Annotated in this window: 18 protein-coding genes and 1 pseudogene; 3 read left to right on the top strand and 16 right to left on the bottom strand. The window is 55.8% G+C overall.

Features of this window, described 5'->3' with window-relative positions; all coding sequences use genetic code 11:
* Positions 1-398: 398 nt before the first annotated feature.
* A complete protein-coding gene (locus tag KGA88_RS28905) occupies positions 399-2,603 on the bottom strand; it encodes an OsmC domain/YcaO domain-containing protein (protein WP_223596043.1) in 2,205 nt (734 codons plus the stop codon).
* A gap of 77 nt (positions 2,604-2,680) precedes the next feature.
* Positions 2,681-3,559 (bottom strand): putrescine utilization regulator PtrR, encoded by an 879-nt coding sequence (gene ptrR, locus KGA88_RS28900; protein WP_110659226.1) that lies wholly within the window; start codon positions 3,557-3,559, stop codon positions 2,681-2,683.
* 100 nt (positions 3,560-3,659) lie between these two features.
* Here ptrR and KGA88_RS28895 point away from each other — a divergent pair, with 100 nt between their 5' ends.
* Positions 3,660-5,051, top strand: a complete 1,392-nt coding sequence (locus tag KGA88_RS28895; RefSeq protein ID WP_223596041.1) for an aldehyde dehydrogenase family protein — start codon at positions 3,660-3,662, stop codon at positions 5,049-5,051.
* A 365-nt stretch (positions 5,052-5,416) separates the two neighbouring features.
* Here the strand turns inward: KGA88_RS28895 and KGA88_RS28890 are convergent, their stop codons facing one another.
* The 4 genes from KGA88_RS28890 to KGA88_RS28875 form a co-directional block, all read right to left on the bottom strand.
* A complete protein-coding gene (locus KGA88_RS28890) occupies positions 5,417-5,938 on the bottom strand; it encodes a DUF3016 domain-containing protein (RefSeq protein ID WP_110660240.1) in 522 nt (173 codons plus the stop codon).
* Positions 5,939-6,082: 144 nt separating this feature from the next.
* The gene (locus KGA88_RS28885; RefSeq protein WP_181432060.1) at positions 6,083-6,250 is read right to left on the bottom strand and encodes a hypothetical protein; all 168 of its coding nucleotides are present in this window, start codon (positions 6,248-6,250) and stop codon (positions 6,083-6,085) included.
* 479 nt (positions 6,251-6,729) lie between these two features.
* Positions 6,730-7,113: a c-type cytochrome gene (locus tag KGA88_RS28880; protein ID WP_110660241.1), complete on the bottom strand. Its 384-nt coding sequence runs from the start codon at positions 7,111-7,113 to the stop codon at positions 6,730-6,732.
* A gap of 584 nt (positions 7,114-7,697) precedes the next feature.
* Entirely contained in the window at positions 7,698-8,234 is a 537-nt protein-coding gene (locus KGA88_RS28875; RefSeq protein ID WP_223596032.1) for a dihydrofolate reductase family protein, read from the bottom strand.
* Positions 8,235-8,974: 740 nt separating this feature from the next.
* Between KGA88_RS28875 and KGA88_RS28870 the strand changes: the two genes are divergently transcribed.
* Positions 8,975-9,460, top strand: a complete 486-nt coding sequence (locus KGA88_RS28870) for an alkaline phosphatase family protein (RefSeq protein ID WP_317851689.1) — start codon at positions 8,975-8,977, stop codon at positions 9,458-9,460.
* Complete coding sequence (locus KGA88_RS28865) at positions 9,382-10,020, top strand: alkaline phosphatase family protein (RefSeq protein ID WP_263296292.1); 639 nt, start codon at positions 9,382-9,384, stop codon at positions 10,018-10,020. Before KGA88_RS28870 ends, KGA88_RS28865 begins: the two co-directional genes overlap by 79 nt.
* Before the next feature lie 456 nt (positions 10,021-10,476).
* Here the strand turns inward: KGA88_RS28865 and KGA88_RS28860 are convergent, their stop codons facing one another.
* The 10 genes and pseudogenes from KGA88_RS28860 to KGA88_RS28820 form a co-directional block, all read right to left on the bottom strand.
* The gene (locus tag KGA88_RS28860) at positions 10,477-10,704 is read right to left on the bottom strand and encodes a hypothetical protein (RefSeq protein ID WP_223596027.1); all 228 of its coding nucleotides are present in this window, start codon (positions 10,702-10,704) and stop codon (positions 10,477-10,479) included.
* A gap of 410 nt (positions 10,705-11,114) precedes the next feature.
* Positions 11,115-12,461 carry an OprD family porin gene (locus KGA88_RS28855; RefSeq protein ID WP_223596024.1) on the bottom strand — a complete coding sequence of 449 codons (1,347 nt, stop codon included), beginning with the start codon at positions 12,459-12,461 and terminating at the stop codon, positions 11,115-11,117.
* A gap of 420 nt (positions 12,462-12,881) precedes the next feature.
* Complete coding sequence (phnX, locus tag KGA88_RS28850) at positions 12,882-13,709, bottom strand: phosphonoacetaldehyde hydrolase (RefSeq protein WP_223596023.1); 828 nt, start codon at positions 13,707-13,709, stop codon at positions 12,882-12,884.
* Positions 13,710-13,790: 81 nt separating this feature from the next.
* Positions 13,791-14,672, bottom strand: a complete 882-nt coding sequence (locus KGA88_RS28845) for a LysR substrate-binding domain-containing protein (protein WP_223596021.1) — start codon at positions 14,670-14,672, stop codon at positions 13,791-13,793.
* A 56-nt stretch (positions 14,673-14,728) separates the two neighbouring features.
* Positions 14,729-16,024, bottom strand: a complete 1,296-nt coding sequence (locus tag KGA88_RS28840; protein WP_110661375.1) for an MFS transporter — start codon at positions 16,022-16,024, stop codon at positions 14,729-14,731.
* A 116-nt stretch (positions 16,025-16,140) separates the two neighbouring features.
* Entirely contained in the window at positions 16,141-17,232 is a 1,092-nt protein-coding gene (gene psrA, locus KGA88_RS28835; protein WP_027620556.1) for an iron-containing alcohol dehydrogenase PsrA, read from the bottom strand.
* Between the two features lie 397 nt (positions 17,233-17,629).
* Positions 17,630-19,585, bottom strand: a complete 1,956-nt coding sequence (gene acs / locus KGA88_RS28830; protein WP_223596019.1) for an acetate--CoA ligase — start codon at positions 19,583-19,585, stop codon at positions 17,630-17,632.
* Between the two features lie 77 nt (positions 19,586-19,662).
* On the bottom strand, positions 19,663-20,493 hold the full coding sequence (locus KGA88_RS31885; RefSeq protein ID WP_411740874.1) for a methyl-accepting chemotaxis protein: 831 nt from the start codon (positions 20,491-20,493) through the stop codon (positions 19,663-19,665).
* A gap of 27 nt (positions 20,494-20,520) precedes the next feature.
* Positions 20,521-21,546: pseudogene (locus KGA88_RS31880) on the bottom strand (cache domain-containing protein); the annotation flags it as partial.
* A 125-nt stretch (positions 21,547-21,671) separates the two neighbouring features.
* Positions 21,672-21,874, bottom strand: a 203-nt coding sequence (locus KGA88_RS28820; RefSeq protein WP_223590122.1) for an aldehyde dehydrogenase family protein, incomplete at its 5' end; no start/stop codon positions are given.

Genomic DNA, 21,874 nt, shown 5'->3' with positions numbered 1-21,874 from the left:
AACAACTTCAACCACTTGCGCTTCAGATCTCTCATCAGCGGGAGGCGAATTCTACAGCGTTACACGCTGCTGTCAACACCTCTTTTTCAACTTCCTTTTGGCTTCGATGAACTGAAGCAACCTGCTGTCGAAAACTTCGTAACTCGTTGTTTACCAAGGAATTTTCCGTTTCGACTGCACCGGAAGTGGGGCGAATTATAGAGATCTGAAATCTGCCGTCAAGCACTGATTTAGGTTTTCTATCAATAAGCTGCAGAAAGCAGCAAAACACCCCAAAGGAAGCCTATATAGAGGAGCAGAACGCCCCCTCTATATAGAAGAGCTTCCTCATAGGCAGCCACACCCCATGTCATAGCCAAAAACAAAAAAGCACCCAAGGTGCTTTTTTGTGATCGCTATCAGCTGGACAAGGCCGCCACCCTCGCCCGCGCCGTGTGCAGCTTTTTATAGCTGTCGATCAGGCGAAGGTGCCTGTCGAGCCCCTCCAGCTTCATGCTCGTCGGTGTCAGACCGTAGAAACGAACACTGCCATCCACCGACCCAATCGCCGCGTCCATCCGCTCATTACCGAACATCCGGCGGAAGTTGACCTCGTAGTCGCTCAGCTCCAGATCGTCGTCCAGCTGCATTTCCAGCACGACGTTCACCGCTTGATAAAACAAGCCACGCTCGACGGTGTTGTCGTTGTATTGCAAGAAGGCTTCCACCAGATCCTTGGCCTGGTCAAACTTCTGCAAGGCGAGATAAATCAGCAGCCGCAGCTCCAGGATCGTCAACTTGCCCCAAGGAGTGTTGTCGTCGAACTCGATGCCGATCAAGGTGGTGATGTCGGTGTAATCATCCAGCTCGCTGTTTTCCAAACCCTTGGCCAGCGTTCTCAGGCCGACTTTGCTCAGGCTGTGCAGGTTGAGGATGTCGGCGCGGAACTGCAGCGCCTTGTTGGTGTTATCCCAGATCAAATCTTCTACCGGATAAATTTCCGAGTAATCCGGCACCAGAATGCGGCAGGCCTTGGCGCCAATGTGCTCATAGACCGCCATGTACACTTCTTTGCCCATGTCTTCGAGAATGCCGAACAAGGTCGCGGCCTCTTCGACATTGGAGTTTTCGCCTTGACCGGAGAAATCCCACTCAACGAATTCGAAATCCGGCTTGGCACTGAAGAAGCGCCACGAGACCACACCACTGGAGTCGATAAAGTGCTCGACGAAGTTGTTCGGCTCAGTCACCGCCTGACCTTCGAAGGTCGGCTGAGGCAGATCATTCAGACCTTCAAAACTGCGACCTTGCAGCAGTTCCGTCAGGCTGCGCTCCAGCGCCACTTCCAGGCTTGGGTGCGCGCCGAACGAGGCAAACACGCCACCGGTACGCGGGTTCATCAAGGTCACGCACATCACCGGGAACTCCCCACCCAGCGACGCATCCTTGACCAGCACCGGGAAGCCCTGCTCTTCCAGGCCCTGGATACCGGCCAGAATCCCCGGGTACTTCGCCAGTACTTCCTGCGGCACATCCGGCAGGGCCATTTCGCCTTCGAGGATTTCGCGCTTGACCGCACGCTCGAAAATCTCCGACAGGCACTGCACCTGGGCTTCGGCCAGCGTGTTGCCAGCGCTCATACCATTGCTCAGGAACAGGTTTTCGATCAGGTTGGACGGAAAGTACACCACCTCATTGTCCGACTGGCGCACAAACGGCAGCGAACAAATACCGCGCTGGGTGTTGCCGGAGTTGGTGTCGTACAGATGCGAGCCACGCAACTCGCCATCCCGGTCGTAAACCTTCAGGCAGTAATCGTCGAGGATTTCAGTCGGCAGTTCGTCCTTCGGGCCCGGCTTGAACCAGCGCTCGTCCGGGTAATGCACAAACGCCGCGTTGGCGATGTCCTCGCCCCAGAACTGATCGTTATAGAAGAAGTTGCAGTTGAGCCGCTCGATGAACTCGCCCAGTGCCGATGCCAGCGCGCCTTCCTTGGTCGCGCCTTTACCGTTGGTAAAACACATCGGCGAGTGCGCATCGCGAATATGCAGCGACCACACATTGGGAACGATATTGCGCCACGAGGCGATTTCAATCTTCATGCCCAGGTCGGCGAGGATGCCCGACATGTTGGCGATGGTTTGCTCCAGCGGCAGGTCCTTGCCCACAATGTAGGTGCCCGCTTCACTTGTCGAATGCGGCATCAGTAACGCCTGGGCATCGACGTCGAGGTTTTCGACCTCTTCAATCACAAACTCAGGCCCGGTTTGCACCACCTTCTTTACCGTGCAACGGTCGATGGAGCGCAAGATCCCCTGGCGGTCCTTGGCGGAGATGTCCGCCGGCAATTCGACCTGAATCTTGAAAATCTGGTTGTAGCGGTTTTCCGGGTCAACAATGTTGTTCTGCGACAGACGGATATTTTCGGTGGGGATATTGCGAGTCTCGCAATACAGCTTCACGAAGTACGCCGCGCACAACGCCGACGAAGCCAGGAAGTAATCGAACGGTCCAGGCGCCGAGCCATCGCCTTTGTAGCGAATGGGTTGATCGGCAATCACCGTGAAGTCGTCGAACTTGGCTTCAAGTCGAAGGTTGTCGAGAAAGTTGACCTTGATTTCCATGTGCGATTACCAGAATAACGAGCTATACGATTTGGCCGCCATTATCCGGTTTTTCAGCACTGACCGTTAACTTTCCACTATTTATCGATCAACGCGACACCGCGCTCCTCAAGCAAGCGCACAAACATCGTCAGGCTCTGCGACACCGTTCCCCTACGCCACACCAGCCAGGTGCGCAGATAGCGGAACGACTCCGACAACGGCCAAACGCTGACCGTCGTGCATCCCGGCATGCTTTCGAGCATGCTGCGGGGCATCAGCGCCAGGCCGGCACCGGCGCTGACGCAGGCCAGCATGCCGTGATAGGACTCCATTTCGAAAATCTTGCCCGGCACCGCCGCGCCATTGGCGAACCAGCTCTCGAAATGATGGCGATAGGAGCAGTTGGAGCGGAAGGCATAGATGTTTTCGCCATTCACATCCTTGGCCCGATGAATCGGCTCATGGTTGAGCGGTGCGATCAGGACCATTTCCTCTTCGAAAGCAGGCACGCCTTCCAGTGCCGGATGCAGCACCGGACCATCGACGAATGCCGCGGCCAGCCGCCCCGACAGCACCCCGTCGATCATGGTTCCGGAGGGACCGGTGGACAGGTCCAGCTCGACCTTGGCGTGCTTCTGGTTGTAGGCGGCCAATAGCTCTGGAATACGAACCGCGGCAGTACTTTCCAGGGAACCCAGGGCGAAGGCGCCCTGCGGCTCTTCACCCGCCACTGTCGCGCGCGCCTCCTGAACCAGGTCGAGAATACGTCGAGCGTAATCCAGAAAACTCCAGCCGGCCGGCGACAAGCGCAGGCGACTCTTCTCGCGAATAAACAGGTCCACCCCCAAGTCCAGCTCAAGCTGCTTGATTCGGGTCGTCAGATTCGAAGGCACCCGGTGGATATGCTGGGCGGCTACGCTGATGCTGCCGTGCTCGGCGACAGCCTTGAAAATTTCGAGCTGAACCAGATCCAAGTCATTCTCCAAACGTGAACGCTATGCTCAGTATTATTCAGTTTCCATAAAACATATACCCCCCTAACCTGAGCACATTCCCACCTAGCAGGACGGTGCCATGACCAACGTTTCCAGCCTTACCCATGCCATTTCGATCAACCCGACCACTGGCGAACAGATCGGCCAGTACCCTTTCGACTCCGATTCGGCATTGCAGGCCGCACTGACGCGGGCCGCAAGCGGGTTTCGAGCCTGGCGCAGCAAACCGGTTAAACAACGCGCGCAGCTTTTGATCAACCTCGGCCAAGCCTTGCGCAACAATGCCGAGGCCATGGCCAACATGATCACCCTGGAAATGGGCAAGCCGATTACCCAGGCCCGTGGCGAAATTGAAAAATGTGCCCAGCTCTGCGAGTGGTACGCCGAACACGGTCCCGCCATGCTGAGCCCGGAACCGACCCAGGTTGAAGGCGGCAAGGCACGCATTGAGTATCGCCCGCTCGGCCCGATTCTCGCCGTCATGCCGTGGAACTTCCCCATCTGGCAAGTCCTGCGCGGCGCGGTCCCCACCTTGCTCGCCGGCAATACCTTCGTGCTCAAGCACGCGCCAAACGTCATGGGCAGCGCCTACCTGCTGCTGGATGCCATCAAGCAGGCGGACTTTCCTGAAGGCGTTTTCGAAGTCATCAACGTCACCCCGGAAGGTGTATCCAAGGCGATCGCCGATCCACGCATCGCGGCTGTCACCCTCACCGGTAGCGTTCGTGCGGGCATGGCCATTGGTGCCCAGGCCGGAGCAGCACTGAAGAAATGCGTATTGGAACTGGGTGGCTCCGACCCATTCATCGTGCTCGACGACGCAGACCTCGATGAGGCGGTAAAAGCCGCCGTGATCGGGCGCTATCAAAACACCGGACAAGTCTGCGCCGCCGCCAAACGCCTAATTGTCGAGCAAGGCGTTGTCGAGGAATTCACTCGCAAGTTCGTCGAGGCTACCCAACGACTGGTTGTCGGTGATCCACTCGCCACCACCACTTACATCGGCCCGATGGCTCGCTTCGACCTGCGTGACGAACTGGATCAACAGGTGCGCGACACTCTGGAAGAAGGCGCGACGTTGCTGATGGGTGGAAAGAAGGCTGAAGGCCCCGGCAACTACTATGAACCCACCGTGCTCGGCGATGTGACGGATCAGATGACATCATTCAAACAGGAATTGTTTGGTCCAGTGGCCTCAATCATCACGGCCCGCGACGCAGCCCATGCGCTGGAACTGGCCAATGACAGCGAGTTCGGTCTAACCGCCACGATCTACACGCGCAATAGCGAACTCGCCCAACAAATGGCCAACGAACTTGAAACCGGCGGCGTATTCATCAACGGTTATAGCGCCAGCGATCCGCGAGTCAGCTTCGGTGGCGTGAAGAAGAGCGGCTTTGGCCGTGAGCTCTCGCACTTCGGAGTGCGCGAATTCTGTAATGCACAGACCGTTTGGCTGGATCGGCGGTAAGGGCTGCGTAGATCACCGGGATTTTTCGTATCAGTGACCTGTTTTTCACGAAACGCTCACATAATGAAGCGCAGATTGAAGGGACAAAAGGATTTGACCCCGTATGAAAAGCCCGCCACCGAGCGGGCTTTTTGTTGCCTGCGACGCTTTCCTGCACAAGCGAGGTCGCACGCAACAATAGAGCCTGGAACGAGCAGTTTCTGCGGTTGCCCATACCACCGGTTTTCTGTCACACCTTCGTCACACCTATCAAGCACAATGCGATCAGCCAAAGGGATTTGGCCCATCTACAGAAAGCCCGGCCCAGCGCCGGGCTTTTTACTTTCTGGCCCAAGTTTCCCAAATCGGACAATTGATTCAGAGGTTCAATTCAACCCGCTCTGATGTTGCCCGGCAAATTGTCTGTGGAACCAGTCCGAGAGCATGGCCTTCTCGGAATAGAGCCTGTCACTTCTGCCGGCACGCCCCGGACGCTGGAGGTAGGACTGGTCCATGACCCTCGCGTCGGCCTGGCTCACGGTCTGGCCGTTTTGTTTGAGCACGTAATGCAGATCGATGCTCGGCCAGGTAATTTCACGCATGAAGCGCACTTCATAGGCATTCAGCCTCCAGGGTTCGTAGCGACCGGCCAGGTCGATGTTGCGAATTTCAATTTGCAGCTGCTGGTCGGCTGGCAGGTACCGCTCGCCAAGCTTCTGGATGTAGCTGCGCAGCTCTTTCATGACATAAGGATCGGCACCACGTTCATAGCCCGGACTGTCCAGGCTGGCGTCGGTGAATTTTTCGGGGTTCTTGAAGACGACTTCGACCGAAGACGCTGCGGTGGCAAGTGGCACCATAAACAGCGCGAGCAGTGCGATCGAGGTGCAGACGGTTGTTGAACGCATGACATCACCTCCGGGTGCAGCGCGTTTCTATGCCTGCTGCACCTTGTTCAGTTTACGCCTGAAGTGCATGCCCGCTGCGTGTGATTCGACCTGAACAGCCATGCCGGTAACTTGCGTGCCGTGAAACCGTTGGATTTTGTCGTGTCAGTCCTCTTGATCTATCTGATCCAGAAAATCAACGTCATCATCCTCTGCGTCTTCTTCGTCAAAAATTGCTTGAGCATCATCTTCGACCCATGACTCGTCATCATGGAACTCATGATCGAGCAGGTGATCGTGCTCGGGCTCGGGGATATCTCGTTCTTCGCTCATGACTTACCGAAACAAAATTGAAAGAACGGACTGTATATGCAGATCCTTTCCCTCAGTCAACGATCGCAAAACAACGACGCGCTCTCCGTTGAGCAGGCAGCAGATGCAGCACCTTGGTTGACAGTTGGTTTGCCGTCGCTAGTTTCGTGCCTGATTTTACTCAGTAAATGTGGTCGGGACGGAGTGATTCGAACACTCGCCCCTAGCACCCCGTGCAAGACAACACCTCGGAAACCCGCAAAATACAAGGCTCGCGCTTGGCGCTCTGTGCAACGATGCCCGAAGATGTGTCGCGGATCGGCCCCATGCCGGGACGAACACAAATACTCCACCACATTCGGTCACGGAGCATTTGTAGTTTTTTAAGCCACGCCATGACCGCACTCCCTGTCTGGTATGTCGCGGACCCTATCACCCCACTTGAACGAATCACGCCAGCCGGAGAGGCAGGCGTCTACTCGCCGCCCGACATCTCAAAATCATCGATTTTTTGAAATCACACCACTCATGTATTGATTTAAATCGCGAAAATCCTTAACGCTCCAAGAGTGTGGCAATAGCTTTACACCATTCTCTCGCAAAGTTCTTGGAATCAAATCTCCATTCGGACGGAGTATGATCGAAGACACAATAACACCAGGATAATCATTTAATCGTTTTTTGAAAGCAGAGGTTGTTAGATCAGGTGTAGGAGGATTGCTTTTATTAGCCAGTGGTCCTGTTCCCTTGATATCTATTCCGTGGCACATGGCACATCGCTGTAAATAGAGATTTTTTCCATTCACATTATCCGCGAAGGACAGTGATGTTTGAACTAGCGATAAAATCCCCAGCAAAGCGATGAATAATATTTCTACTCTCATTTTTCATGTGGCCTTGTTGCATAAACCAGCTCTGAATCGAGGGCAAAACCCCGAAGGTGCCACTGCAAAACTCAATTTTCTCGATAACTTTTGAACCGAGATTGTTCATTAGCGCTGCCTCCGTGGTCCGGAAGTCGCGTAACACAAAACCACTCCAACCAAGGAAAGCCAGCCCAAAACGCTCACCTCCCCGCGCCACCTGAATACACCCAGGAACCCGCCCAACTCTGGCCTAGCAATCCGTGCCTGGTAAAGAGCCAGAGTCAGGCAGGTGGTCAGATTCTAGCAGATTGGATCCAATCAAGCATTCAGACTTTTTACCAAATTGAGGTGGGACTGGGAATTCCCGGTACAGGAGCTTGGCACCAGCGTGCTCGAAGAGGAAAACTGGATGAAGTCCCGAAAAACTCCCCACCAATGAAAAAGCCCAACTGGTTAGAGTTGGGCTAAGTCATTGAAAAATATGGTCGGGACGGAGTGATTCGAACACTCTACCTCTACCAAAGGGCCCAGTAGATGATCCAGGGCGGGGGTACGATGCGCGCTCTTGCCCTTGCCTTGGATAGAACGTCCATGCGGGTGGGTCATGGGGCCAGCCGATAGGTGGACTGCACCAAACCCGAAGGAAAGCAGCGGCTGGATAACAGTTTCAAGTCAACATCCTGCTGAAGGCCCCCGAACAATGGCCTACCCGATCCGATCAGCACGGGAACGGTGGTGATCACCATATCGGCGACCAATCCATCGCGCAGGAATGATTGCACCAACTGCCCGCCATCGACATAGACCCGACGCATGCCTTGCCTCGCCAGTTCCTCCATCAAGTCCCTAGGTGCTTGGTTGGAAAAACGCAGCTTGCCCTTCAGCGCTTCGGGCACCGGCGAGTCGGCCAGTTGCTCAGACAGCACCACCACGGGCCGGTCGTAGAACCATGTGTCGAAGGTCAGCACCTTCTCATAGGTTCCCCGCCCCATCACGATTACATCCTTGTCGGCGATGAAATCTGAGTAGCCATGATCCTCGGTCTGATCATCGCGCTGCAAAAGCCAGTCGATGTCGCCATCGGGTCGGGCGATAAAGCCATCCAGACTGGTGGCGATGAAAACATGTGCAGTGGTCATCAGATGCCCTTATTTATAAAGTGTGTGTCAATACATGATCATAAGCCGAATAAGGCTCGCCTTCGTTTGCTACCGCTCATAGGTACGGCCCTCAAAGAGGAGCAACACCCTTATGGGTTTGGGGTTTCATCAAACCCAGGGCAATTCACAATCTCCCAGGATAGTGGCAAGGCCAAGACAAAACCGCTTCCATGAACTCCGAGACAGCCTAGAGCGCCGTTGCGGTCGTTGAACTCCAATCTCGACGCTGAATGTCCGATGCGATGCACCCGAGTCTCTCTGGTAACAGCCGACAATGGGTCAATTGCAGATTTTGCTGACTGGCAGCAATCGGCCCAGCGCGTGTAAAAACGCTCACGGGCTCATTGAATTGGAACATCGACGTTCGTTGGTTGAGCGATCGCCCGGTCGAAGCCACGAATTGCATCAGTCGCGACCTGGAACACGTCAGTGCTGTTTTACAGCCTTTTGGATTGATCGAACCCGCTTTTTCCAGGTCGAGAATGAGAACTATGGAGTTTGTGGCAGCAACCTCGACATAACCCATCGGCTACATGGTTCAAAACCGTAGCCATTCTCTAGTGTCAGGATGCTGAATCGAGATACATAGCTACCATCACTGCGGTTACTCACTTGTAACGCTCACAGATTGCAGCCAATCGACAAACGCCCTCAAGTGGACTGGCTTGTCGGCATCGAGCGGCACTAACGCGTAGAAGGTCGAGCCCAGCGACGGCGTGGTGCCCTCCTTCACCAATCCGAACAATCTGTCGATCGTGACCGGCGCCCCACCCTCCGTTCACGGCATCTGCGGCAACTTCTTTTTTGACCAGGACACGCAGGAAGAAGTGTTGATGAACGACGCGAAGTACCTTCGCGCGCCAACCATCCTTGCCGAGATGGCCAGGGCCGGCCAGTTGGTCGCCGTGGTGACCGCGAAGGACAAACTGCGCAACCTGCTGGGGCATCAGCTCAACGGCATCTGCTTTTCGGCGGAAAAAGCCGATCAGGCGAACCTGGAGGAACACGACGTCGAGAACATCCTCGCACGGATCGGCATGCCGGTGCCTTCGGTGTACAGCGCTGAGCTTTCAGAGTTCGTGTTCGCCGCCGGGCTCTCATTGCTGACGAAGAGCGCCCCGACTTCATGTACCTGTCCACCACCGATTATGTACAGCACAAGCATGCGCCGGGCACCCCGGAGGCCAATGCGTTCTACGCCATGATGGACAACTACTTCAAGCGTTACCACGAGGCAGGCACGATCGTGGCGATTACCGCGGATCACGGTATGAACGCCAAGACCGATGCGATAGGCCGCCCCAATATCCTGTTTTTGCAAGACCTGCTCGACGCCCGCTACGGCGCGCAGCACACCCGGGTATTACTGCCGATCACCGCCCCCTATGTAGTGCACCACGGTGCTCTGGGATCCTACGCCACCGTGTACTTGCGCGATGCGGTACCACAGCGCGATGCCATCGATTTTCTCACCGGCATGGCGGGTGTCGAGGCGGTTCTGACGCGTACCCAGGCCAGCCAGCGTTTCGAACTCCCGGAAGACCGGATTGGCGATCCCGTGGTTATTGCAGAACGCTTGACGGTGATGGGGACTTCGGCCGACAAACACGACTTGTCCGGATTGACGGTGCCCTTGCGTTCACACGGCGGTGTATCCGAGCAAAAAGTGCCCCTCATTTTCAATCGCAAACTAGCCAGCCTCGATAACCCTGGTCGCCTGCGTAACTTCGACATTATCGATATCGCGCTCAACCAACTCGCCTGATGCAAAAACTCAGTAGCGCAGCGAAGACTGCGCGCGCCCTTTCGCTTAATCCAAATACTGGTTAGCGCAGCCAAAGGCTGCTCACCGTTTTCTCGGGCTGGACTGGAAGACGTCGTCAACGCTGATTGACCCGAAGTGGGTCACGGTCGCACTGCCCGACTCGACCGGTAGTACGTCGATCATTTTTCCGACGGTAGCGGGACTCTGTGCGGCGAGCGCAGTATTGTCGTTACTGATTAAGCGCTGACCATGTTAGTGCACGGATCGTAACGCGGTGCATTCAATTGCGACCATGATCTCGGAAAATGAAAATCCACCGCATGCCTGTTTATAAAAGCCCCGAGAGTTTACGTAATGCTGTTCACTTTACGTTGGAGGGCTCCAGGTGGATATTTGGATTAGGTGTATATCCATTCCTGCGGTAACGGCCACCTATGGTTTTGCTCTTACAGCGAGTCACTTGGAAAAGCCTGCGCAGAACCTCCACTCGGCCTCTCGATATAGGGCAAGAAAATCAAAAAGCCAAAGCCAAAGCGAGGCGGCCTGACAGCCGACCTGATTGTAGGTCTGTGCGCGATCCAATTGTAGGAGCGCGCCTGCTCCGGGCGGCGTTCCGACGATGGACTTCCAGACAACGCAGTCATCCAGACAGGGCGCTTTATCGTTGGCGACCATCGCGAGCAAGCTCGCTCCTACAGGGAAACGTGTTCACTAGAAACAGGTCGGCTGTCAGGCCGCCTCGCTTTGCTTTTGATCGTGGCGCCCCGTTAAACCACGATGGCCGAACGCAGGCATTGCGTAGTGGGTAAACCGGCAGGACGCCGGTTTAGCCGCGCTGGGCCATGGATGGCCCAGCGCGGCGACCCACGGAGCAATGCCGGAGAGAGGGCATGCCGAGCCTAGGCGAGGCACCGAGTGGTGGGGCAAGAGCCTTTTGGTTCCTTTTTGGCGTTTGAAAAAGGGACTCGCCGTAAGGGCGAAACCATAAGTGGCCGTTACCGCAGCAATGGATATCCCCCCAAGCCAGTTTTTAACAACCCCATGCTTAAGTGAACAGCATTGCGAGAGTTTACGGGGCTTTTACGACACGTGATTTACATGAACGTGTAGGTGTAGTTAAAGATCAGACGGGTTTGGTCGGTGTTACGAACCGAGCCTGAATCGTCACCGCGGTAGACGCCGTGACGCAGGGACGCACCAAAGTTTTTCAGCGGACCACTCTGTACAACGTAGTCGAAGCGCATGTCGCGCTCCCACTCCGAGTGATCGCTACCATTACCCACATCCTTAATATCATCGCCATGCAAATACGCGACGCTGGCTTTCAAGCCTGGAACGCCAACAGGAGCGAAATCAAAGGTGTATTGGCCGAAAGTGGTGTTTTCTCCGGCACGGGCGAACTGGTTGATCATGCTATCGGTGAACAGATAAAAACTGGATCCCCCCTCCCCTTCATTGCGTCCACGGCTATCAGTGATGCTCCCATTGTTTACCCAAACGAACCCGCCATCGTCGCTCACGCGCTGATGGCCGAGCATCAACGAGTGACCGCCAAGGGTATAGGTGAACATGGCGCTCCAGGTCTTGTTGTCGACCTCGCCCGCATTTTTCGCGTATCCGCTGTTGTTGTTGAAACGGTAGCCCGCATCTCCATTCTTGCCATCGGAACTGCTATCGAAGTAGCGCAGGTCAGTTTTGAAACTTTGGCCATCGCCTATCGGCAAGACGTGTATGAGGCCAAGGAACGTTTGCTTGTAAAAGTCTTCAAGTTGCGAATGATATGCCTGAACGGTCAAATCCTTGGTGACTTTCCAGTCCGCGCCACCGAACTGGAAACTGTTGGAATCTTGCGTTGCCCCGGCTACTGAGAGCCCAGCCCAGTTGCTGGATGCACGGCCAGCTGCCTGAGTGATCTTGCCGACATTTAGCGTCACGTTGTTGAACTCTTTTGAGGTCAGCATGCCGCCTTGAAAAGTTTGAGGCAGCACTCGACCGTCATTGGCAACGAGGATCGGCAAGTTAGGTTGTAGCGCGCTGCCCACCTTCAGCTCGGTTTTGGATAATCTGGCCTTGACGTTGGCGCCTCCACGGCTCCACGTTTTTTCAGCGGAACCATCAGAGTCGCTTGGAGAAAAGGTGTTGTTGTCAGGGTGGTGGCCCTTACCTCCGTCCAGATGGATACCCACGAGCGCTTGAGCATCGACGCCAAGGCCAACGGTGCCTTGGGTGTAGCCGGAAGCGTAGTTAAATAGCAGACCTTCGGCAGCTTCTTTCTGATCTGCACCACCAACGCGGTTGTCGTTGTTGAAATACATGGTGCGCGAGCTGACGCTTGCCTTGCTACCAGAGATGAAGCCTTCGGGTGCGGCTTCGCCAGCATAGACACCAAATGAGGAGATACTGGCCAGCGCCACGGCAGCCGACAGGGTTTGCTTGTACATTTTGTGCTCCAGGTTTTTTTATTATGAAAAGCTCGGCTTCACGAAAACGCTACGCAATGAAGAACCGTATCGTTTTCGATCAACAGCGCATTTTGGTTGCTGGATCGGCAACTACTACTGCAAGTACTAGTTCGTGTTTTTGACGCAAACTTAAACAGATAAATTCAAAATCTGACGACGAAACAGGCGAATGACTTGAACATATTAATTGTCAGGATAGTCATTCGAGACGCCTCTTTCTGGATCTCTCCTTCGTCTTTCAAGTTCAAACGGCTGGACTGAAATCCCCAATAGCTTTTAAACAAATTGCCAGTCTGCCGACTCTTCCGCTCATGGGATTTCCCATGGTTTAGATTGCTCGGGTAGCTACTTGCCCGGCTTGATGCGCAAGCCAGACAAGTAGCAAAAAGCTCAAGACACTCAGCAGGCTTGAGGCAGCTCACCGCGTGCCAGGCGTTGGTTGATGTCTTCGATCACGGCGGGGAGTTCGACGATAGTGTCGATCACGTAGTGGGGACGCGAGTCTTCGAATATCTTGATGATCCGCGCACGCTCTTCCGCCAGTACTGCCGCCGACAAGTTTTTGTATTCGTCATAGGTCAGACCCAGAGCGTTGCCAGAGCAGGTCAGTGCGACGGTCCACATGCCAGCGCTGCGACCCTCGAGGATGCCTGGCCAGGTGTCATCGACTTTCACACAGGCAGCCACGTCGCTGATCCCCAGGGCAATCACGTTCGCCAAGGCCTGGGCTGGGTACGGACGGCCATTAGGCACTTCGTCAGTGGCCACGACGTGATCGGTTACGTAGCCGTTCTGCCGGGCCAACTCGACCACTTTCTCCATCACCACCGCCGGATAACCGGAGCAGGAACCAATTTTCAAGCCTTTATCGCGCAGGGTCGCAATGGCTTCTAAAGCACCCGGAATCAGCGCCGAATGCAAGGCGATTTTTTCAATCTGCAGAGGCATGAAACGTTCGTAGAGCGCGGTGACATCGTCATCGGTCGGCAGGCGATCAAAGGCGGCGCGGTAGCGTTCAGCAATCTGCGGTTGATCGCACAATGTGCGGATGTGGTCCCACTTGCCCATGCCCATCGGGCCACGCGCTTCCTCGAGGGAGACTGCAACGCCGAATTCGCCAAAGGCTTCGACGAAGATTTGAGTGGGCGCGAAAGAGCCGAAGTCAACGACAGTGCCCGCCCAGTCCAGGACCACAGCTTGTACTTGGGAAGGTTGTTTGTATTGCATGGTGAATCTCCGTTCGAGGAATGAGTGGGAGCGTCCCTCCAACTGCGGGAGGGTGATTTCGTGGCTTCTTCTTTAAATAAACTAATGCGGCGCCAAGTAGGGCGTCATGCTGAAGTTAAGTAGTTCGGCAATCAGCGGCCGTGCACGGTGTATATCCAAACAGCAAAGGTAGTATTCAATGTGGAAGGGATGATCGGCAAAGATTATTGGACGGGTGCCAGGCGTCCCAACGTATTCGACCTCCGAGACAAATCCAATACCCATATTCTGCGAGATGGCGTGCACGATAGCTTCACGGCTGTTCAGTTGCATTACGCAATTGAGTTCGACATCAAGTTTCCTGCATCCTTCTTCAACGAGTTGGCGCGTTCGAGAGCTCCCTTCACGCAGAACAAGTTTTTCGCCGCCGATCTGATTAACGGTAACTTCACATTGCTGCACCCAGGGATGATCTTCGGGGACAACGGCAATAATAGGGTAGCGTCGATACAAGTGAGTGTATAGACGCTGATCGAACTCCGAGTGAGCCAGGATTGCAACATCAATGTCAAAGTTGTATAGCCGCTCCAACGTCGTACTTTCGGTATTGAAGAATGTTTTCAGTTCGATGTCGGGATAGTGATGCATCAATGCATAAATTATGTTCATTGCGATTGGGGGAGATACAGCACCCACTCGCAGTGAGCCCTTCCTGAGATTGCCAGGGCTAACCCTCGGTTGCACGGTTTCATCCTCTTGATCGAAAAGACCTCGAGTTATTGCAAACAGTTGACGTCCTATGGAACTCAATTCGAAGGAGCGCCCGCGACGATGAAATAGCTCCACTGAAAAACTCTTCTCTAAAGCGTTCACCTGTTCAAACACAATCGGTCGGCGAACGCTCAGATATTCAGCCGCAAGCGCATAACTGCCTGTTCTTGCAACCGTATGAAAAGAACGGAACCATTCGTAGTACTGGTACATAGAAAAGTCCTGATTCTTATTTTCTGGCATTTAAACCGTGCAACTCAGACAGAGCATTAACGCCTGATAAACAGCGCGACCGTGGCACTGCACAGACAGGCAGCGGTGACCACGATGAAGATCAACGAGGTATTGCCGGTGGCGTCGAGCATGCCGCCGATCAGGGGCTCCGCCAGGCCAGCGAACAGATAGGACGCGAAGTTCATGACGCCGGTGGCCGTACCCGCCCGCTTGGCGCCAACCAGGTCTGGGCACAGTGCCCAAAAGCTCGACGCCGGGCCGTAGACGAAAAAGCCACAGAGGAACAATGCCACCAGGCCGAGGGCGCTGTGAGGCGCAAGGGTCCACATCCACAGACTGGTGCCCGCACCAAGGAACATGTAGAGCATGATCGCCAGGTAGCGTTTGGAACCGAACAGTTTGTCCGAAATCCAGCCATTACTGAGCGCACCGATGGCCATGCCCACCGGCAGCGCTACGGTAATCCACTTTGGATCGACCAGGCTGTCGCCGCTTTTCCAGTTGGCGCCCAGAAAGTGCACCGGTACCCAGACGATCAGGCCATAGCGAGCCGCGTTCTGGAAACCCAGAGACACAGCGGCGATGATCAAGCGGGCATTCTTCAGCACCGCTTTATAGCGTTGCGCCGAGGTTTCAACTTCACCGTGTGCCACTTCGTGGTTTTTGTCGTCGGCATTGGCCACACCGGTATCGGCGAGAGGCTCAAAGCCCAAATCCTGCGGACGTTCACGGGCTACCAGGTAGAAGATGATGCCGCCCGCCAGCATCAGCAGCACTGGCAAACGGAAGATCCAACGCCATTCCAACTGGAAGACTTCGAGCACGACGATTGAGGTCACATAGGACAGGACCGAGGCGCAACCCGCGGCAAACACATACAAGCCATACACCTTGCCGCGCTCGCCCGCACTCCACCAATTGGAGAGGAGTCGACTACCCGGTGCCCAACCCAAGGCCTGGAAGTAGCCGTTGATACCCCAAGGCAGGATCAGCGCGGCAAAGCCGCTGGCGAAGCTGGTCACCCAGTTGGCGACGCAGGACAACACGGCACCGGCGGTCATGATGCGCCGACCACCGTACTTGTCCGCGAGGTTGCCGTTGATGGCCTGGCCAATGGCGTAGGCCCAGAGCATGGCCGCCGATGCCCAACCAAGGTGTTCCTTGGTAAAGCCAAACTCGGCCTGAATGCCCGGAATGGCAAAACCAAATGTCTGCCGACCGGTGTAGAAAAATAGATAACAGAACATGGCCGCCAGCAGCATGCGCCATTGGGCGACCCGGAACGAGGGGGTAGAGGTTGCTAAACCTGGCATGGTTTGGGCACGATTCATGATCTTTTCCTTATTATTGTTCGTTCCCCCCGAGCGAGTCGGAGGGTGCACTTTATGTAGGTGCAGTCGGAAATCGCCGCGGCCCGACACGCCGCAGCAGTGCTTGGCTGTAGGGGTTACGCTGCTTGAGAGCCGATGAAGTTCTTGCCGCGTGCACCTTGCATGGCAAAATTAATCATCTCTTGCGCTTCGCCCGCCGTGACGCCGTAGTCGGCAAACTCCGTTTTCACCCCCAGGCTGTGCAGAAACTCGCGCAGCTGCGCCTGTGCCTTGGGCAGATCGTTGCCGAAAATGCGTTGCAGCGTGCGGTCGCGCGCTTCGTCATGGCCCCACGCCAAACCCAGGACCAGCGGCAAGGTAAAGGAGCAAGCGATGCCATGGGGCAGGCCGTGGCGCAGAGTCATTTCGTAGGAAATGGAATGGGCCAGGGCCGTCTTGGTGTTGGAAAAAGCCATCCCGGCTTTGAGAGCGGCCAAGGCCATCCGCGAACGCAGCTCCTTGTTACTCAGGTCATGACGCAGCAGCGGCAGGCATTCCAGAATGTCCTCAATCGCGGAAACCGCGAAGGTGTCTGAAATCGGGTTGGCGTTGATGTTCCAGATGGATTCCAGCGCATGCGACAGGGCATCCAGACCGGTGGAAACGGTGACGCCAGCCGGTACGGTGAGCATCAGGTTGGGATCGACAATGGCGACTTTGGGCCAGGTGCAATCCAGGTGCAGGGAGTACTTTTTTTGGCCCTCGGTGTCCCAGATGGTGGCCCAAGGGGTCACTTCGCTACCGGTGCCTGCCGTGGTGGGGACCGCGATCAGTGCTTTGCTGCGGGCTGGGACAAAGGGCTTGCCCGTTGCCAGCAAGGCAAGCAATTCATCAAAGCTGCCCGACTCAGTGCCGACAATCAGCGCCTTCGCGGTGTCAATCGCACTGCCTCCGCCGACGGCGATGACCGTTTGGCAATCGCTTGCTTCCTGCCAGAAACGCTCATAAGTGTTGCGCAGTTGGGACACGTCGGGGTTGGGCTGCACGTCTTCAACGATGTACGTCAACCGATCGCCAAGTAGAAACTGAATACGCTCCACCAATCCCAGTCCACGCGCTTCGGGAAAAATCACAAGAGCGACGTTTTGGTCTTCGGTGAGAGCGACGAGTTCCAAAACGCTGTTCCAGCCGAAACGTGTATCAACTGGATTGTGGAAACGAGCAGTCATGACGACTCCTTTATTTTTGTTGTTAAAAGTAACGTCATACTCAACGCCACGTACTCATATCTCAAATCGTTTGATTGCAGGTCACAATCGACCCAGCCGATACCAGTTTGCAAGTTTGGCTGGCCACCCCGATACATGTAGCTTTTCCTTTTCGCTCCATAAACAGTACGTTTTATAAAAACCGAAAATAATTCGTTAAAGTTAAGAAAGAGTTGTTGGCAATAGATTGACAAGTTTTAGCCACAACTCGATCAACGGACAGCCTCACCCACGGAAAAGTATTAAAGAATTCCAGTAAGCAAGATCGATAGTTGAAGTCATTGGTCTTTGAGACCAGGACCAAACAACAAAACGCCCGGTAAATTACCGGGCGAAAGACTCGATGATGCCTGATGAATCAGGTTGCCTTCATCATCCTGTGCGTATCAATCAAATGCTGCACCACACTCGGATCGGCCAGGGTGGAGATATCACCCAACCCATCATATTCAGCCGTCGCAATCTTGCGCAGAATCCGCCGCATGATCTTGCCTGAACGGGTCTTCGGCAGCCCCGGTGCCCACTGGATGACATCCGGCGAAGCAATCGGACCGATCTCTTTACGCACCCAGTTTTTCAGTTCCAGGCGCAGTTGCTCGTTCGGCTCTTCACCATTTTTCAGGGTGACGTAGACATAAATGCCCTGCCCCTTGATGTCGTGCGGCACACCGACCACAGCGGCTTCGGCGACTTTCGGGTGCGCGACCATCGCGCTTTCGATCTCGGCGGTGCCCATGCGGTGGCCGGACACGTTGAGGACGTCGTCCACGCGACCGGTGATCCAGTAGTAACCATCGGCGTCGCGACGGGCGCCGTCACCGGTGAAGTACATGCCACGGAAGGTCTTGAAGTAAGTATCGACGAAGCGGTCATGGTCGCCAAACAGCGTACGCGCCTGGCCTGGCCACGAATCGAGAATCACCAGGTTGCCCTCGGCCTCGCCTTCGACGATGTTACCCAGGTTGTCCACCAGTGCCGGTACCACGCCGAAGAACGGACGCGCCGCAGAGCCTGGCTTGAGCGCATGCGCGCCCGGTAGCGGGCTCATCATGTTGCCGCCAGTTTCGGTCTGCCACCAGGTGTCGACGATCGGGCAGCGCGACTTGCCGACATTCTTGTAGTACCAGTCCCAGGCTTCCGGGTTGATCGGCTCGCCAACCGAACCGAGCAGGCGCAGGCTGCTGCCATCGGCACCTTCAACCGCAGCAGTACCCGAGGCCATCATGGCGCGGATCGCGGTCGGTGCGGTGTAGAGGATGTTGACCTTGTGCTTGTCGACGATCTTCGCCACCCGGGTGATGTCCGGGTAGTTCGGCACGCCTTCGAACAGCAGCGTGGTCGCGCCGTTGGCCAGCGGGCCATAGACGATGTAACTGTGGCCGGTGACCCAGCCAACGTCGGCGGTGCACCAGTAGATCTCACCCGGGCGGTAGTCGAACACGCGCTCGTGGGTCATGGCTGCATACAGCAGGTAGCCGCCAGTGGTGTGCTGCACGCCCTTCGGCTTGCCGGTGGAGCCGGAGGTGTAAAGGATGAACAGCGCTTCTTCGGCGCCCATCTCTTTCGGCGCGCACACGGTGCCGGCCACTTTCATCAGGTCTTCGTACCAGATGTCGCGATGCTGGTTCCACTTGATGTCGCCACCGGTGCGCTTGCACACGATGACTTTCTGGATGCTGCTGGTTTCCGGGTTGGTCAGTGCGTCGTCGACGTTGGCCTTGAGCGGGATTTTCTTGCCGGCACGAATGCCTTCGTCGGCGGTGATCACCACTTTGGATTTGCAGTCGATGATGCGACCGGCCAGGGCTTCTGGCGAGAAGCCGCCGAACACCACGGAGTGAATCGCGCCGATCCGGGTACAGGCCAGCATGGCGACCACGGCTTCGGGGATCATCGGCATATAGATAGTCACCACGTCGCCGCGGTGCACATCCTGGCCACGCAGGGCGTTGGCGAACTTGCAGACTTGCTCGTGCAGTTCGCGGTAGGTGATGTTGCGGCTTTCGGCAGGGTCATCGCCCTCCCAGATGATCGCCACTTGATCGCCGCGCTCGGCCAGATGACGGTCGAGGCAGTTGTAGGAAACGTTCAAGGTGCCGTCGGCGAACCATTTGATGTCGACATGGTGATCGTCGAAGGAGGTCTGTTTCACCGTGGTGAAAGGCTTGATCCAGTCGAGGCGCTTGGCTTGCTCGCGCCAGAAGCCGTCCGGGTTGACGACCGACTGCTGGTACATGGCCTTGTAGGTCGCCTCGTCGGTCAGCGTATTGGCCAGAACCTCGGGACGAACGGGATACAGGGAAGCCGCACTCATCTTTCTTACCTCGGTGGAATAGTTGTTTTTGTGATCTGTCACTGTCTGCAGCCTGAGCATTCGGGCAATTGCGAAACTCAAACCCTGAAGCGACTGAGAAGTTTGTCCTGCTGGCCGACATGGTCCACCATCGCCGAGCATTGACGAACCTGCTTGTCCGCACTGCCGGATACTTCAAGACTGATATCGCGGATGTTCGTCGTGTTGCGATTGATTTCCTCGGTCGTGGCGCTCTGTTCTTCAGCGGCGGCGGCAATCTGCAGGTTCATGTCATTGATGCGGTAAATGGCTTCACGTATGCGCTCGAGGGTGTCATTGGCTGCATTGGCATCGCCTGCCGTCTTGCTGGCAGTGTCGCGGCTTTGCTGCATTCGCACTTGAGCGTGCTTCACTCCCGTCTGCAGTTGCTCAATCATCAGGCGTATTTCCTGAGTGGATTGCTGGGTACGCGAGGCCAGTGAGCGCACCTCATCAGCCACCACAGCAAACCCGCGCCCCGATTCACCAGCGCGCGCCGCCTCGATGGCCGCATTGAGCGCGAGAAGATTGGTCTGGTCGGCGATGCTGGTAATGACCGCCACGATCGATTCGATGCTTTGACTGAGCGTGGACAACTCATTGATCGCATGACCGGTGTCGTCCATCTCCTCGGCCAAACGCTTGATCGCCCCCGTCGACTTGGAGACCAGGGCCACCCCGTCTGCTGTTTCCTCGCTGGCAACGATCGCTGCTTCAGCCGCGACTTGAGCGTTGCGTGCGACGTCCTCGGCGGTCGAGGCCATCTCGGTCATGGCGGTGGCCAGTTGATCCAGTTCCTGTAATTGAATCTGTACGCGGTTGGCGGCCTGATCCGCTTCGCATGACGTCGCCGCGGTGCTCTCGCGGACTTGTTGCGAGCTGTTTTTCACATCGCCAATGAGTGCTTTCAGGTTCTGCAGGAACTGGTTGAACTCACCGGCGACCAGTGCAATTTCATCATTGCCGACCACGGGTAGCTGACGGGTCAGGTCGCCTTCTCCGCGATTGATGTCTGCCAACGATTCCTTGAGTTGATCCAGGGGTCGGAGTAGCCGTCTGACCAGCAGCCCCAACACCAACAGGCTAAGCAATACACCCAGGCCCGTACCAATGACGGCACGCCAACTCAGGGTGTGGGCTGCGGCCATGACAATGTCCTGATCGAGCACTACACCAATGTACCAATCCATGCCCTTGAGCTGAGAAAGAGGGATGAAGGAAATCAGGAGTGTCTTTCCCTTTATCTGTACCTCCTGCAACTGACTGTGGAGTGGTGGCTGGGCACCGCCGAAAATTTCGCCGTAGGGCTTACCATTCAGATTGGCGTCCGGATGGGAAATAATATTGCCGTTTCGACTCATCAGAAATGCATAACCGGCCCCGCCAAAGTCCAACGTATTAATGGCGTCGGCAATCGTGTTCAGACGAATTTGTCCCCCAAACACACCGAGAAACTGGCCACCATCGCTGATTTTGGTGACGGCCGAGATCAGGATTTCGTCGGAAGTTGAAGCCTTATAGGGCTCGGTTAAAACCGACTGACTACCCGCCTTGCCGCTCGCATACCAAGGGCGCAAGCGTCCATCGTAGTCAGGACCGGGACTCCAGGGTGCGGAGTTCTTGATCGGTTTTCCATCTGACTGAAGGGCACCGAATACCAGTTCGAATTCGTTTTTCAGTATCGGTGAATCGATGATGCGTTGGGTGGCTTGCGAGCTGTACTGGCTGTCGATCGCCTGAGCCGCCAAGTCCATCAGCCGAAGTTTGGCGTTCAGCCAGTTTTCGATCTGTCGCGCCACTGCATTGCTCGATTCGGAGATACCTTCCTCGACTTGCGTGCGCAAAATAGAACGGACCTGACTGACCTGGACCAGCGACAGCAGACTGGTCGTCACGAACAGCACACAAGCAGCCACAAGGCTTACCTTGTAACGGATTTTCATCGACAGCTCCGCGCGGCGGGAAGGTTATTTTTTGTGTTTGAGACCGCCATCGCGAGCAAGCTCGCTCCTACAGGGTTTGCGTGATCCTGTAGGAGCCGGCTTGCTGGCGAATAGCCGTTACGCGATTAGAAGAAACCCAGCGGATTGATGTCGTAGCTCACCAGCAGGTTTTTGGTCTGCTGATAGTGGTCGAGCATCATCTTGTGGGTTTCACGGCCGACGCCGGACTTCTTGTACCCGCCGAACGCGGCGTGCGCCGGGTACAGGTGGTAGCAGTTGGTCCACACACGACCGGCCTTGATGGCGCGGCCCATGCGGTAGGCGCGGT

Source organism: Pseudomonas sp. A-R-19, from assembly GCF_019956575.1.
Taxonomy (GTDB): domain Bacteria; phylum Pseudomonadota; class Gammaproteobacteria; order Pseudomonadales; family Pseudomonadaceae; genus Aquipseudomonas.
This window is presented reverse-complemented; position numbering and strand designations above follow the sequence as displayed.

What these genes read in the sequence shown, in the direction of transcription:
- KGA88_RS28905 (WP_223596043.1), bottom strand. Translation starts at nt 2,603, where the DNA reads ATGGAAATCAAGGTCAACTTTCTCGACAACCTTCGACTTGAAGCCAAG.
- KGA88_RS28895 (WP_223596041.1), top strand. Translation starts at nt 3,660, where the DNA reads ATGACCAACGTTTCCAGCCTTACCCATGCCATTTCGATCAACCCGACC.
- KGA88_RS28890 (WP_110660240.1), bottom strand. Translation starts at nt 5,938, where the DNA reads ATGCGTTCAACAACCGTCTGCACCTCGATCGCACTGCTCGCGCTGTTT.
- KGA88_RS28885 (WP_181432060.1), bottom strand. Translation starts at nt 6,250, where the DNA reads ATGAGCGAAGAACGAGATATCCCCGAGCCCGAGCACGATCACCTGCTC.
- KGA88_RS28880 (WP_110660241.1), bottom strand. Translation starts at nt 7,113, where the DNA reads ATGAGAGTAGAAATATTATTCATCGCTTTGCTGGGGATTTTATCGCTA.
- KGA88_RS28875 (WP_223596032.1), bottom strand. Translation starts at nt 8,234, where the DNA reads ATGACCACTGCACATGTTTTCATCGCCACCAGTCTGGATGGCTTTATC.
- KGA88_RS28865 (WP_263296292.1), top strand. Translation starts at nt 9,382, where the DNA reads ATGTACCTGTCCACCACCGATTATGTACAGCACAAGCATGCGCCGGGC.
- KGA88_RS28855 (WP_223596024.1), bottom strand. Translation starts at nt 12,461, where the DNA reads ATGTACAAGCAAACCCTGTCGGCTGCCGTGGCGCTGGCCAGTATCTCC.
- phnX (WP_223596023.1), bottom strand. Translation starts at nt 13,709, where the DNA reads ATGCAATACAAACAACCTTCCCAAGTACAAGCTGTGGTCCTGGACTGG.
- KGA88_RS28845 (WP_223596021.1), bottom strand. Translation starts at nt 14,672, where the DNA reads ATGTACCAGTACTACGAATGGTTCCGTTCTTTTCATACGGTTGCAAGA.
- KGA88_RS28840 (WP_110661375.1), bottom strand. Translation starts at nt 16,024, where the DNA reads ATGAATCGTGCCCAAACCATGCCAGGTTTAGCAACCTCTACCCCCTCG.
- psrA (WP_027620556.1), bottom strand. Translation starts at nt 17,232, where the DNA reads ATGACTGCTCGTTTCCACAATCCAGTTGATACACGTTTCGGCTGGAAC.
- acs (WP_223596019.1), bottom strand. Translation starts at nt 19,585, where the DNA reads ATGAGTGCGGCTTCCCTGTATCCCGTTCGTCCCGAGGTTCTGGCCAAT.